We start from the raw sequence: 14158 nt of genomic DNA, 5'->3' as shown, positions 1-14158 counted from the left end.
TACATTAGGGGTAATATTAGGGGCAGCTTTTTTTATGGTTTATAAAAATTCAATCGTGACATACATTACCCTTGCCGAGCGCATTTTTACAGTATTGGATTGGCAAAATGTCACCAATATCAATTTAGTAAAAATAAGTAAACAATATATAGTTAGATTAATTGAACAAGGTAAATATTCAACTAAATATGATATTACCGATCAATATATTAGACCCCCAAAACCTGGCGAAGGGTGGGGTTTTTTTTACTACGATCCAGAGGTATTATGCAAAAAAGGCAGGCCTCCTTTACGCGTTAAAAATAAAAACAGAAAAAAAAGAAAATAATACGTTAGAGAATATTATTATGCCTTACGCAAAATATGATGGTAACGACCCTATCTATAAAGACAAAGAGCAGCTATTAAAAAAAACCGGTATTAGTATTACCGAGCCAATCCTACCGCCCAAAAATTTGGTGAAATTAACCGGCACCCTATCCGAGTTTAAAGGTCTGTTTTGCTATGCACCACTTGCTGATGGCGCTTATTTAAGTGACGAGCAAAAACAAAAACACAACAACCAGCTTAGAAAGGGCGCACTACTTGCTACTTTAAATGGTAATAGCATTGCTGCGCTGGCTGGCTTAGGGCATGCCAATGGTAATGACCGTAGTAATTATGTGCAAGCACAATATATTAGCGCCAAATTAAATGACACCATCACGTTAAAAGGTTGGATCGGTTTTTATAAATTTAATGATGGCGATCAAGTCGAGGTGGTCGCCGAAAAACACGCTGACCATTACGAAGTGTACGCCATGCTCAAACCCAGTGAACAGATTATCTCACTTGTCCCTTTATGTTTTGCCGGCCGTAATCAGGCATTAAAATACAATCATTTCCCCATGTTTATTTTTTATGTTATTTGTGTGCTATTAATGAACTACTTTTTTCTTGATTTTTCATTGGAAAATCTGACCATTGGTTTTGGCTCATTAGGGGTAATCTTCGGGCTAGCTATTTTCAATGTATATAAAAATTCAATTGCGACTCATATCACGCTGGCTGAGCGCATTTTTACTGTGTTGGGCTGGCAAGATGTCACCAATATTAATTTAGTTAAAATAAGTAGACAATATGTTGCTAAATTAATTGCCCAAGGGAAATATGCAACAAAATATAATAATAAAACAGATCCACATATTAGACCGCCTAAATCAGGTGGTGGCTGGTATTTTTTTTACTACGACCCTGAGGTATTATGCAAAAAAGGCAAGCCTCCCTTACGGGGTAAAAATAAAAAAAGAAAATAAGTTCATAAGGAATTCAATGATGCCTTACGCAAAATATGATGGTAACGACCCTATCTATAACGACAAAGAGCAGCTATTAAAAAAAACCGGTATTAGTATTACCGATCCAATCCTACCGCCCAAATATTTGGTTAAATTAACCGGTACCCTATCCGAATTTAAAGGTCTATTTTGTTATGCGCCACTTGCTGATGGCGCTTATTTAAGTGATGAACAAAAACAAAAACAGCAAAATCAGCTTAGAAAGGGCGCACTACTTGCCACTTTAAATGGTAATAGCATTGCTGCGCTGGCTGGCTTAGGCCATGCCAATGGTAATGACCGTAGTAATCTATTTGCGGCACAATATATCACTGCCAAGTTGAATGACACCATCACGTTAAAAGGTTGGATCGGTTTTTATAAATTTAATGATGGCGATCAAGTCGAGGTGGTCGCCGAAAAACACGCTGACCATTACGAAGTGTACGCCATGCTCAAACCCAGTGAACAAATTATATCACTTGTCCCTTTGTGTTTTGCCGGGCGTAATCAAGCATTCAAAATTTATCGTTTGCCTATGTTTCTCTTTTATGTTACTTGCGTGCTATTAATGAACTACTTTTTTCTCGATTTTAGTTTAGAAAATTTGGTCATTGGTTTTGGTTCATTAGGGGTAATATTTGGTGCAGCTAATTTCATGGTTTATAAAAATTCGCTTGCCTCGCATGTCACGCTTGCCGAGCGCATTTTTACTGTGTTAGGCTGGAAAGATGTTACTAACATTAATTTAGCCAAAATAAGTAAGCAATATGTTGCTAAATTAATTATCCAAGAAAAATATGTAGAAAAGTATAATAATAAAACTGATCAATATATTAGACCGCCAAAATCAGGTGATGGCTGGTTCTTTTTTTATTACGATCCTGAGGTATTATGCAAAAAAGGCAAGCCACCATTATGGGTTAAAAATAAAAAAAGAAAATAATTTCATAAGGAATTCGATTATGCCTTACGCAAAATATGATGGCAAAGACCCTATCTATAAAGACAAAGAGCAGCTATTAAAAAAAAACGGTATTAGTATTACCGATCCAATCCTACCGCCCAAAAATTTGGTTAAACTAACCGGCACCTTATCCGAATTTAAAGGTCTATTTTGCTATGCGCCACTTGCTGATGGCGCTTATTTAAGTGACGAGCAAAAGCAAAAACACAACAATCAACTTAGAAAGGGCGCACTACTTGCCACCTTAAACGGTAATAGCATTGCTGCGCTGGCCGGCTTAGGGCACGCCAATGGTAATGATCGTAGTAATGAGGTAGATGCTCAGTATATTACGGCCAAATTAAATGACACCATCGCGTTAAAAGGTTGGATCGGTTTTTATAAATTTAACGATGGCGATCAAGTCGAGGTGGTCGCCGAAAAGCACGCTGACCATTACGAAGTGTACGCCATGCTCAAACCCAGTGAACAAATTATCTCGCTCATTCCACCCTGTCTAGGGGGAAGAAAACAAGCCTTTAAGCACTTTTATATACCTTTTTTTATATTTTATATTGTTTGCACTCTACTTATGAACTACTTTTTTCTTGATTTTTCGTTGGAAAATATGACCATTGGTTTTAGTACATTAGGGGTAATATTAGGGGCAGCTTTTTTTATGGTTTATAAAAATTCAATCGTGACATACATTACCCTTGCCGAGCGCATTTTTACAGTATTGGATTGGCAAAATGTCACCAATATCAATTTAGTAAAAATAAGTAAACAATATATAGTTAGATTAATTGAACAAGGTAAATATTCAACTAAATATGATATTACCGATCAATATATTAGACCCCCAAAACCTGGCGAAGGTTGGGGTTTTTTTTACTACGATCCAGAGGTATTATGCAAAAAAGGCAGGCCTACTTTACGCGTTAAAAATAAAAACAGAAAAAAAAGAAAATAATACGTTAGAGAATATTATTATGCCTTACGCAAAATATGATGGTAACGACCCTATCTATAACGACAAAGAGCAGCTATTAAAAAAAACCGGTATTAGTATTACCGATCCAATCGTACCGCCCAAAAATTTGGTTAAACTAACCGGCACTCTATCCGAATTTAAAGGTCTATTTTGCTATGCACCACTTGGTGATGGGGCTTATTTAAGTGACGAGCAAAAACAAAAACACAACAACCAACTTAGAAAGGGCGCACTACTTGCTACTTTAAATGGTAATAGCATTGCCGCATTAGCCGGTTTAGGGCATGCTAATGGTAATGACCGTAGTAATTTGTTCTCCGCACAAATATCACCGCCAAATTAAACGGCACCATCACGTTAAAAGGTTGGCTCGGTTTTTATAAATTTAATGATGGCGATCAGGTCGAGGTGGTCGCCGAAAAGCACGCTGACCATTACGAAGTGTACGCCATGCCAAACCCAGTGAACAAATTATCTCGCTCATTCCGCCATGTCTAGGGGGAAGAAAGCAGGCCTTTAAGCACTTTTATATACCTTATTTTATCTTTTATGTTATTTGCGTGCTATTAATGAACTACTTTTTGAGAATTATTTTATATGTAGCCAAAATGATCTTGATATATTAGATTATACAGGTGGTTTGCACGTACATCTTAAACTTCCCCATTTTAGCGCGCAAAGCCGTTAAACCTGTGTGGTCTATCTAACTGATTGTGAAGAGCAGTTGGCTAAGGTCAAAATAGAGCAAGGGGCAGACAAGCAATATCTGCTTGTTATGGTCGCACCCAATCAATGCAATTAGTTTGCATGTCAGGTTATTTATTGATGCTGAAATTTCAAACGATAAAATAAAGGCATTATGGATGGAAACATTGGGAAAAATAATTTATCATCCTGTTAGTTTTGCAATTGAAGAGCCAAGCCATTCATTTATATTTATAGAAACATGGTTAGATGATAGAGATCATGATGATGAGTTTGCTTCAATGCTATTTTTGTTAGGAGAAAAGGTAATTAGAGCGCCATTTTTTCTTACTTTTCATTCACCATTAATAAAAATTTATCGTAGTAAAACTAAAACAGACTATTGATAACGCCTTATTGTGGGGGCAATGATGATGATAACCATTATGGTGGAGTTTGGTATAGCGGTATTTCGTCAAATTTAAAAATGAAATGATAAACTACTTTTTAATCAAATACAGTTTGAAGCAAAAAATAATTTTAATATCGATACTTCAATTGGTTATGCTGGAGATTGTTCATATTGGTTGGCATTAGCGTTAGCTATTGATAGTGTATTTATCAAAAAAGATAAACAATTGATCATGGTAGGTAAGATACAATTTACCGCTTCGGTTGTATCATATTTGCAAAAATAAAGCTTGTTAAGCGTTTATACAATCCTGCGTTTTCCTACAAAATATCATGGATTGATTTAAGGCGATTTACTCATAAAAGGTCAAAAAATTAAGATATCAAGGCAAGATACGATAGTGGATAGGTAATGATGGACTTCAACCAACCCTCTGATTTTACCAAGTTTAGGTGATGTGTTTATCAGGATGAGTAGTAAAGGCATTTTTATACAAAATTAAATTTGATTAAAATATAAAGATTTTAGGCATGAGTCAATAATCATATTAATAATAAATATAAAAAATTAAGGAATAAAACAATGGGAAAAAGTGTGGTTCGATTAGGCGATCCAACAACACATGGAGGTTCTGTAATATCGGCATCCTCAACGACAATAATTGAAGGCAAAACTGTCGCTTTGATTGGTGATCTTGTTAGCTGTCCTAAAAAAGGTCATGGCATAAATAAAATTATTGAAGGGGCTAAAACGAGTTTTTCTGATGGTAAGGCTGTGGTCCTTGATCAGTGTTTATGTGAATGTGGCTGTAAAGTAGTTGCAACAATTAGCTCATCGATAATGGAATAATATTATGTCTTGGTCTAAACCTATCATTATTGATATATTAAAAGCGCCTAAGGCATTACATCGTGGAAGATGGCTATGCTTTTTTATCATATTGTTTTTAATTACAAGTATCGTGCTTGCTTTAATGTGGCCTGATAACAACTCTTTTTTACAATGGCAATTTTGGTTAAGCATTGTGTTTATTTCAACAGTGATAGAAAGTATTGCTATTAGTGTCCGGCTTTATTTTTACGGTCTTGCGCAAGAAGAGTATGAAATATGGCAACATGAACAAAAAAATATTGAGCAAAATTGGCAAGATTGGGCAATGCAATCATTAGTTGTTCTTGATAGTTTCTATGTTTTACCTAATAAACTCAACCTAGACGACCTTTTGACAAATAATCCAAATGTGAGTTCTAAAATTAATAAATCATTAGCATTTGATGAAAAATTTGATTTAAATGAACATATTGAGTGTCTATTTATATCAATGCGAGATATGTTATCTCAATTGCCGGTTAAAGAACCTATCAATATTATTGTTTACTCGTCACCTGAGTCATATGGTCTTATTGGAAACAATATTAATGATGCCTATAAAAATGCAAAAATTGCACAACCTTATACGGTGTCCTTCCATATCATGAATCATGTTGATATTGATAAATTAATGGAATTGATTGATAGTCCTCAATCAGCCTTACAGTTAATTATTATTGATAATACTAGCTCCTTAGGATCTGCTTTCTTATGTGGTTTTTTATTGACTGATAAAACATCTTATCAAGATTTAACTATTGACGTAGCAAAAAGTGAAATTTTACGACCTATGATCACCTCGGATATGTCTTTAGGCATTCAGCAGATGGTCGAAATCCAACATGCCATTCATCATGCAAAACAACTTTGGTTTTCAAATCTTGATAACAAACAACAAGTAGATGTTACTAAACAGTTGGCGCAATGGGATATCTCCCCCGAACAGATGCATCAATTAGAAAGTATAGTGGGTAATCAAACTGAATTATCTTTCTGGCTTTCACTAGCATTAACATGCGAAATGGTAACGCAAAAAAAACAAAATAATTTAATTGCTACAATGACTCAAAATCAATGGTTATTTTCAGTTGTGGCAAAATGAAGTAGGGAGTCGTAAATGAATAAATGGAAATGGACTGGATTAATTTTTATTATATTATTAGGTGCAATATTATTAGCATTAGGACTATTTTTTGGGGGTGATTCGCTTGGCTATACAGCAACAGGGCAAAAAGTACAAATATGGTTACAAGGAATGTTACTGTTATTTGGTTTATTATTGACCCCAATTCTTATTACCAACAGTTATAGGTTGTGGGCACAAGATAAAACTAAACGTGAGTTACTCAATCCCATTCAAAATGAAAAACCAAAAGAATCTCTGCTATTTACAGAATTTCTGGATATTAAAAAACAGTGTAGATATCGTCTAGGACTTTTTTGGCGTTATAAAGTTTGTAAATGTTTAGTTTTGGGGAATCTCTCTGACGTTGAGCTTTTGTTACCTAATTTGCCAAAAGATCAATGGCAATTATCTGATAATATGCTAATGGTATACGGTGGTGATATTCAAGATGACCCAAATACGTTGTGGTTACAAGCATTAAAAAGACATTTCTCACGTATTTTCCCATTTTTTAGTAAACCGCTTGATGCTGTTATTTGGGTTTCATCTAAGCATTATCTTGATGATAACCGGCAACAGCAATCAAGGATCGAAAATGCAGTATTAAAGTTACAAACACGTAATAAAGTTTTAAAATGGTCAGCACCACTTTATTTAGTTGCAGGGCAGCAGTGTGAGCGGTTACAAACAGAACGCATAGAACAAAGTGTTGGAGTCTTATTTACTGAATTAAAAAAAGAGGATATGGAGTCTGTTGTTGTATCTCTTAATCAATTAGCAAAAACATGTTGTCAGCGTGGTGTAAGACAAATTAAAGATAATTTGCATTATTCGTTTTTACTTAAACTAAGTCAGGATTTAGCTAAGCGTAATATCACAAATATTAAACGTTATTTAACATCACTCGTTGCTTTCCCTTATTCTCCTTATGTCAGAGGGCTATTTTTTACACCTCATCAATCAAAGCCAAATAATGAAAATATGACCATTTTTGATCATTCTCTGGCAATGACTCCTACATGGCAATCAATTCGTGATGATGCCCATTCACAATTGGGACGTCGCATGGGAATTCAATGGGGAACTTGGTCTTGTTATGCGTTACTTTCACTTATGGGAACAATGTGTTTGGCTTTGGGGACTTCGTATTTTCGAAATGTATCACTCATTGATGATAGTATTGAATTGGTGAAACAGGCTGATAATTCCGTTAAACAAGATTATACTTCACGGTTACACATACAACATCAGTTACAACAGCATTTAGAACAGTTACTTTATCGTCAGCAACAAGGCGCACCTTTACTTTATCGGTTTGGCTTAAATCATAATGATGAGGTCCTCAAAAGAATGTGGCTTACTTACCGAGCAACAAATTCGCGTAATATTGCTACGCCATTTTATAATATTATGACTGACTATTTGACCTTGTTAACTGAATTGCCACCCGATGATCCAAAACGAATAAAAATGGTTGATTCAGCATATGATGTGCTAAAAGTCTATCTAATGATGGGGCATCCAGAGAGAAGTGATGGGGTTTATTTGAGTCAATTTGCTTCAAAACAATGGCGAACACCCGAAGGCGTGAGCGATGGTGAGTGGCAAATGTTAATGCCAGATTTAGTGCGTTTTTGGGGACAATTGCTCAAACTACACCCTAATTGGGCACAAAATAATGATGTACATTTAATAAAAAATATTAGGCAAATATTAATTAATAAAATTGGTGTACAAAATGCCGTTAATACTCTTTATCAAGAAATGATTCAACGAGCGAGCCAACATTATGCAAATCAAAACTTGAATCAGTTGCTCGAAGGTTTAGATAGCAAAATGTTATTTTTTTCTAATGCTGAAATACCAGGCGTTTATACGCGTAAAGCTTGGGAAGATTCTATCGAGGATGAAATTGCTGAAGCAGCAAAATATCGGAAAGAACAAATTGACTGGGTTTTAAGTGATGGAGAAAGTGATCTGACTGCTTCAATTTCTCCTGACGCATTAAAAAAACAACTTACCGACCGTTATTTTAGTGAGTATAGTGCTGCATGGCTATACTTTTTAAATACGATTCAGTGGCAATCATATAATAATGTTTCAGATATTATTGAGCAGCTTACACTATTGGCTGATACTCGTCAGTCTCCTTTGATCGCTTTAATTAATGTGGTTAAATATCAATCCGAAGTTGCTCACAAAGGTGATGGTTTTTCAGATAATTTAATTCGCTCTGCAAAAAAAATTGTTGATAATAAATCAAAAATTGCTTTGCCAGAAAGCAATGAAGTAACGGGACCTTTAACTACAACTTTTTTACCTGTCACTAGTTTGCTTAATAATGACAATAAGAATGGGCTTTCTTTACAAACCTATCTATCGCGTATTACACAAGTTCGCTTAAAATTACAAAATATAGCCAATAGTGCTGATCCCCAAGCGATGATGCAAGGGCTTGCAAAAAGTGTTTTTAAAGGTACATCTGTTGATTTAACCGAAACACGAGATTATGGTAACTTAATTGCTGCTAATTTAGGTGAAGAGTGGTCAGGGTTCGGTTATAGCTTATTTAAACAACCGCTAGAACAATCATGGCAAGTAGTATTAGCACCAGCTGCCAATAGTTTTAACGATGTTTGGCAAAATTATATTGTCAATCAATGGGAAAAATCTTTTGCAGGTCGTTACCCTTTTAAAAATAGTGATAATGAGGCATCGTTAGCTGAGCTTGCACGCTTTTTACGTGCTGACACAGGAATTATTGATAGTTTTATCACCAGTGAGCTAAGTGGTGTATTGGAAAAGAAAGGGGGAATTTGGGTTATTAACTCTGTCAATGCTCAAGGTCTTAATTTTTCATCTAAATTTCTTAATGCATTAAATTTATTTAATGAATTATCGACAGAGTTACTTGCAACCGGTGATGTCTCTGTGGCGTTTGATCTTATGCCTCGTAGTGGTAGTAAAATTGTGCGAATGGAATTGTTGATTAATAAACAAAAGATGGAATATTTTAACCAATCTCCTACCTGGCAACGTTTCAATTGGCCGGGGGATGGATACTCGCCTTATTCTCAATTAAGTTGGAGTAGTGATACGTCAGGATTACGACTCTATCAATATTATAGTGGCGATTGGGCGTGGATCCGTTTGCTTGAATCTGCATCTGTCAAGCCGTTAGATTCAAGCCGTTATGAACTAATTTGGCAAGCACCAGATGAACGTAAGTTAAGATTTATTTTACGTACTCAGCTAGGGAAAGGACCATTAACATTATTGAAATTACGTAACTTTACTTTACCTAAAAAGGTATTTGAATAACAATTAATTAAAATAATGGATTATTATCATGTTTAGCCAATTATTAAGCCGTTTTTTGGGGCAACAACGCCCTAATGAATTAGTAACTGCTGAGTTAAATCAACGTTGGCTTGATTGGTTACAACCAGTTACAGCTGATAAACCCGCGGGTGATGATTTAACCTATCACGATACCTTTCAGGAAATTAAGGAAGAGATCACAAAATTATCGGGAATTGATTATTCGCTGATTGTTACTGAAAGTGAAACCATATTAAAACAACATAGTAAAGATATTCGAGTCGCAACCTATTATTGTTTGGCACGATTACATATCGATGGTGCAGAGGGATTTGCTGATGGTGTTGAACTCTTAGCTGGATTATTGGACAAATTTGGATCATCAATTTTCCCTTCACGGCATAATATTCGTAAAAACGCTGTAGAGTGGCTTGCTAATACAAGATTTGTTGAACCTCTCACTCAATTGCAACCTCTACCTGAACCTTGCTTGACACGCATTATTATTGCATTGAACCAGATTGATAGTTGTTGCCAAAAGTTGTTTGTAAGCAATGATCCTAATCAACCTATTTCTGCTCCTGATTTGTCAGCGCTAGTTCACTTCTTTAATAATAGTATAAAGAATAATGATAAAAATCTTTCTGTTAAAACAACTAATGTTGATGAGACTACGTCGATAGCATCGCCAGCTTCTTCGCAATTACAATCCCATACAAATATAACAGAAATGAAGTTTCGCTCTCAACGTGATTTGTTTGATCAAGCGCGTAAAATGGCAGCATTTTTACGTGAAAAACCAGAGGGATATCTTGCCGCAGGGCGATTTTTGCGAGTACTTAGGTGGGACATGATTATTGATTTGCCCCCAGCAGATCATCGAGGGAGAACACGGCTACCAGCACCAAGAAATGAACTTAAACAGCATATTAGCCGTTTAATTCTTCAACAACAATGGTCAGAACTTTTTGAACGTGTTGAAACTGCTTTTATGGAAAGTGCTAATCATTTTTGGTTAGATTTACAAAGAGCCACAGTGATGTCGCTCCAAAAAATGGGAGAGCCTTATCAATCTTGGGCTGATATTTATTTAACAGATATCGGTTTAATGCTTGAACGACTAAATGGTGTTGAACGCCTCTGTTTTGAAAATGGTATGCCATTTGCAGATGATGAAACATTAAGTTGGATTGCCAATAATGCACGTATTCATCATCTAGATGAGGGCGATAGTATGGGACCTATTACCGTACACGGTGAGAATGATTGGAATGAAATTGAGAAGCAAGCATTAGAGCTTGTTCATAATGAAAATTTAGAAACGGCGTTTCAATGGTTACAAAATTTACCCTTGCTGCGCTCGCCTAAGCAACGATATTTGTTGCAATATACCCAAGCAAGAGTTGCTGAACAATCTGGCAAGCAAGATATCGCATTAAACCTATTAATTGGACTAAATAAACAACAGCAATCTTTAACTTTAATTCAGTGGGAACAAGAATTATTATTTGATGTTAAGCGATGCTTATTGCGATTAATCAAACAAAAAAACAAATCTAAAGAGATGATAAAACCACATATGTTGGAGTTAGCTGAGTTATTACAGCAAGAGCTAATCCAGCTAGATCCTGCTAGGGCATTAAGTGTGATGTAATTTTATCAACGATAAAAAATAATCAAACTAATATAAACAATAAAGAGATAAACAATGGATGATTTAATTTTACGTTATTACGAATCCGAAATGCGTTATTTGCGGGAAGCTGGAAAAGAATTTGCCAAAATTCATCCTGATAGAGCAAGTCAACTTAACTTAGATCGCGTTGGTGATCGTGATCCTTATGTAGAGCGTTTATTTGAAGGTTTTGCCTTTTTAACTGGACGATTACGCCAAAAAATTGATGATGACTTACCTGAACTTACCGAAAGCTTAGTGAGTTTACTTTGGCCGCACTATTTGCGATTAATTCCGTCATTGTCTATTATCGAGTTAACACCAAATTATGGAATGTTATCTCGCCCAGAAGTAATTCCTCATGGATTACAAGTGCAGACAGAACCACTAGGTCAGATAGGCACTCGATGTCCATATCGCACAACACAGACGGTAACATTACAACCGATTAGAATCAGTCAAGCAAAACTGAGTTTACATCATGATGGGCGAAGCATGATTACGCTTCGTCTCAGTTTTGGGGAGTTAGCTGATTTTGAACAACTTGACTTGTCTAAACTACGATTATATTTGAATGCCGACGGACCGATTGCCTCGACGTTACATTATATGTTAACGCAACAGGTTGAATCAATGCACTTACGTTATGCAACTCAACCCGAAGAACGTATAAATTTACAAGGTAAAATAACCCCAGTTGGTTTTGCTGAAGATGAACGGTTATGGTTAAAACCCGATAATGCTTTTGCAGGATATCAACTTTTATTAGAATATTTTGCCTTTCGCGAAAAATTTATGTTTGTTGATTTACATGGATTAAATATCCGTGATGTTCCAGAACAATGTGATTACATTGATATTGAACTATTGCTTAACCAAAGCTGGCCAAGTGATATGCCATTTGATCATAATAATATTCGTTTACATTGTGTACCTGCCATTAATTTATTCGATATGGAAGCTGATCCAATAGTTGTAAATCAGTTAGAGAGTGAATATTTACTTCGCCCATTACTCCGTCAAGATGGGCATGTTGAGGTTTATTCAGTTGAGCATGTGGAAGCAATCACCCGTCATGGGCGTTATCACTATGTACCTTTTACAAGTTTTAAACATCGCGGTGGCATGTTACGACATGATGCCCCAGAAAGGTACTATCATACCCGAGTTCGTAAAGGTGCTTCAGGGCTACATGATACCTGGTTAATTTTGGGAGGTAAGATTTGGGATAGACACGAGGTGTTTGAGCCCGAGACTTTATCATTACGCATAACGGGTACTAATGGTATGTTACCACGTAAAACATTACGTAATGCTCGAATTAATGAGCTATGTAGCGCCCAAAATAGTATTGCTAAAGTGCAAAATTTATGTTCTCCAACATTACCTTGCTATCCACCAACAGAAGATCGCTTTTATTGGCGAGTATTATCTCATTTAGCACCTAACTATTTGTCATTAATGAATGCGGAAGTCTTACGGGGAACTCTTGCTTTATATGATTGGACAGATAACGAATTAAATCGTCGCCGATTAGAAGGTATAGTCGATGTCTCTCATCGAATGATTAAACGTACCGAAAAAGGGATGTTACAACGTGGTATAGAGATTGAGGTGACAATTAACAGTTATCAATTTACAGGTGAAGGCGATGTGATGCTTTTTGGTGAGTTGTTACATCAATTTTTTGCATTATATGCCGATGTTAACTTATTTACTCAATTAGTGATTGTTATTTTACCAACAGGAAATAAAATTGTATGGAATCACAGCAAAGCATCGAAAACAGCCCTTTAATGCAGGCACTTGAAAAAAAGCTGCCAAAAATAAATTTTTATCGTTTTTGTCAGTTAATTGAACAAATGTATGCAGATGAACCCGTATTAGGTAAGCACGAAACACCTCTCGCTGACCCTCTGCGTTTTGCTCCATCAATTGATATGTCATTTCCTGCAAGTGAGCTAAAATGCATTGAGCGGGCGCCTTATATTAATCGCCCAACCACAGTTAGAACTCGATTTTTAGGATTATATGGTGTTGATTCTGTATTACCATTGGGTTTGCTTGATAATATTATTCGTCGTGAAGAAAACTATCAAGTTATGACAGATTTTTTAGATATCTTTAATCATCGAGTAATAACCCAATTTTATCGGATTTGGCTCAAATATCATTATCCATCAAGCTTTTTAAACGGTGGTAAAGATCCGATATCACTATGTTTACTTGGATTAACGGGATTTGGCATAGAAGGAACGAGTAAACAAATTGGTTCACCATTATCACGATTTTTAGCATTATTAGGTTTAATCACACAAAAAACACGTACATCCGAAGGGATAGTCGGATTAATTCGAGTATTAGTAGATGATGCAAAAGTCGTCGTAAGTGAATTTTATCCAGTTTGGCAAACAATGGATAATCCTGTGCAGTTGGGAGGTAAAGGGCAACAACGCGCCACTTTAGATGGCGGTACTATATTAGGATCTCGCTTCAGAGAGTGCAACCAAACCGTCCATATTGCAATTACACCACAACACGAAAGCCAGATTAAAGATTTGCTACCAGGTGGGCAATTATATGATGATTTGTTAGCTTTATTGCGGGCTTACTTAGGTTATCAAGTGGATGCCAAAATGACACTGTATATCCAACGTCAATTTTTACCTCGTAGTCAACTTAAATCGAGAAATAGTCGACTAGGACAAACAGCTGCATTGACTAAAACAGTAAATGGTGAATCTATACAAGATGAAATTGCTGTAAATTTAGGATGCTATTGTGGAATGAATTATGCCGCATAACACTTAAAAG

The 14158-nt window shown here is 35.8% G+C and carries 12 protein-coding genes; all 12 read left to right on the top strand.

Going from position 1 to position 14158, the window contains the following annotated elements; translation table 11 throughout:
* Positions 1-328, top strand: a 328-nt coding sequence (locus tag A9G23_RS04240) for a hypothetical protein (RefSeq protein ID WP_218059488.1), incomplete at its 5' end; no start/stop codon positions are given.
* A gap of 19 nt (positions 329-347) precedes the next feature.
* Complete coding sequence (locus A9G23_RS04235; RefSeq protein WP_065586434.1) at positions 348-1295, top strand: putative type VI secretion system effector; 948 nt, start codon at positions 348-350, stop codon at positions 1293-1295.
* Positions 1296-1314: 19 nt separating this feature from the next.
* On the top strand, positions 1315-2262 hold the full coding sequence (locus A9G23_RS04230; RefSeq protein WP_065586433.1) for a putative type VI secretion system effector: 948 nt from the start codon (positions 1315-1317) through the stop codon (positions 2260-2262).
* Between the two features lie 19 nt (positions 2263-2281).
* Entirely contained in the window at positions 2282-3235 is a 954-nt protein-coding gene (locus A9G23_RS04225) for a putative type VI secretion system effector (RefSeq protein WP_065586432.1), read from the top strand.
* Between the two features lie 19 nt (positions 3236-3254).
* Positions 3255-3599: a hypothetical protein gene (locus A9G23_RS04220; RefSeq protein WP_065586431.1), complete on the top strand. Its 345-nt coding sequence runs from the start codon at positions 3255-3257 to the stop codon at positions 3597-3599.
* A gap of 427 nt (positions 3600-4026) precedes the next feature.
* The gene (locus A9G23_RS04215; protein WP_065586430.1) at positions 4027-4347 is read left to right on the top strand and encodes a hypothetical protein; all 321 of its coding nucleotides are present in this window, start codon (positions 4027-4029) and stop codon (positions 4345-4347) included.
* Positions 4348-4934: 587 nt separating this feature from the next.
* Complete coding sequence (locus A9G23_RS04210; RefSeq protein WP_065586429.1) at positions 4935-5201, top strand: PAAR domain-containing protein; 267 nt, start codon at positions 4935-4937, stop codon at positions 5199-5201.
* 4 nt (positions 5202-5205) lie between these two features.
* Positions 5206-6324, top strand: coding sequence for a hypothetical protein (locus tag A9G23_RS04205; protein ID WP_065586428.1), 1119 nt, complete (start codon positions 5206-5208; stop codon positions 6322-6324).
* 15 nt (positions 6325-6339) lie between these two features.
* Positions 6340-9669: an ImcF-related family protein gene (locus tag A9G23_RS04200; RefSeq protein WP_065586427.1), complete on the top strand. Its 3330-nt coding sequence runs from the start codon at positions 6340-6342 to the stop codon at positions 9667-9669.
* A gap of 28 nt (positions 9670-9697) precedes the next feature.
* Entirely contained in the window at positions 9698-11323 is a 1626-nt protein-coding gene (gene tssA, locus A9G23_RS04195; RefSeq protein ID WP_065586426.1) for a type VI secretion system protein TssA, read from the top strand.
* 54 nt (positions 11324-11377) lie between these two features.
* Positions 11378-13141 (top strand): type VI secretion system baseplate subunit TssF, encoded by a 1764-nt coding sequence (tssF, locus tag A9G23_RS04190; RefSeq protein WP_065586425.1) that lies wholly within the window; start codon positions 11378-11380, stop codon positions 13139-13141.
* Positions 13105-14148: a type VI secretion system baseplate subunit TssG gene (tssG, locus tag A9G23_RS04185; protein ID WP_065586424.1), complete on the top strand. Its 1044-nt coding sequence runs from the start codon at positions 13105-13107 to the stop codon at positions 14146-14148. The genes tssF and tssG overlap by 37 nt, the downstream gene beginning before the upstream one ends.
* Positions 14149-14158 lie beyond the last annotated feature (10 nt).

It is taken from the genome of Gilliamella sp. App4-10 (assembly GCF_001690495.1).
Lineage (GTDB): Bacteria > Pseudomonadota > Gammaproteobacteria > Enterobacterales > Orbaceae > Gilliamella > Gilliamella apicola_G.
Note: the sequence above shows the minus strand (reverse complement) of the source record. Positions and strands in the feature narration are given on the sequence as shown.

Excerpts from the sequence above, each read along its gene's own strand:
- A9G23_RS04220 (WP_065586431.1), top strand. The coding sequence starts at position 3,255 with ATGCCTTACGCAAAATATGATGGTAACGACCCTATCTATAACGACAAA.
- tssF (WP_065586425.1), top strand. The coding sequence starts at position 11,378 with ATGGATGATTTAATTTTACGTTATTACGAATCCGAAATGCGTTATTTG.
- A9G23_RS04200 (WP_065586427.1), top strand. The coding sequence starts at position 6,340 with ATGAATAAATGGAAATGGACTGGATTAATTTTTATTATATTATTAGGT.
- tssA (WP_065586426.1), top strand. The coding sequence starts at position 9,698 with ATGTTTAGCCAATTATTAAGCCGTTTTTTGGGGCAACAACGCCCTAAT.
- A9G23_RS04205 (WP_065586428.1), top strand. The coding sequence starts at position 5,206 with ATGTCTTGGTCTAAACCTATCATTATTGATATATTAAAAGCGCCTAAG.
- A9G23_RS04230 (WP_065586433.1), top strand. The coding sequence starts at position 1,315 with ATGCCTTACGCAAAATATGATGGTAACGACCCTATCTATAACGACAAA.
- tssG (WP_065586424.1), top strand. The coding sequence starts at position 13,105 with ATGGAATCACAGCAAAGCATCGAAAACAGCCCTTTAATGCAGGCACTT.
- A9G23_RS04210 (WP_065586429.1), top strand. The coding sequence starts at position 4,935 with ATGGGAAAAAGTGTGGTTCGATTAGGCGATCCAACAACACATGGAGGT.
- A9G23_RS04225 (WP_065586432.1), top strand. The coding sequence starts at position 2,282 with ATGCCTTACGCAAAATATGATGGCAAAGACCCTATCTATAAAGACAAA.
- A9G23_RS04235 (WP_065586434.1), top strand. The coding sequence starts at position 348 with ATGCCTTACGCAAAATATGATGGTAACGACCCTATCTATAAAGACAAA.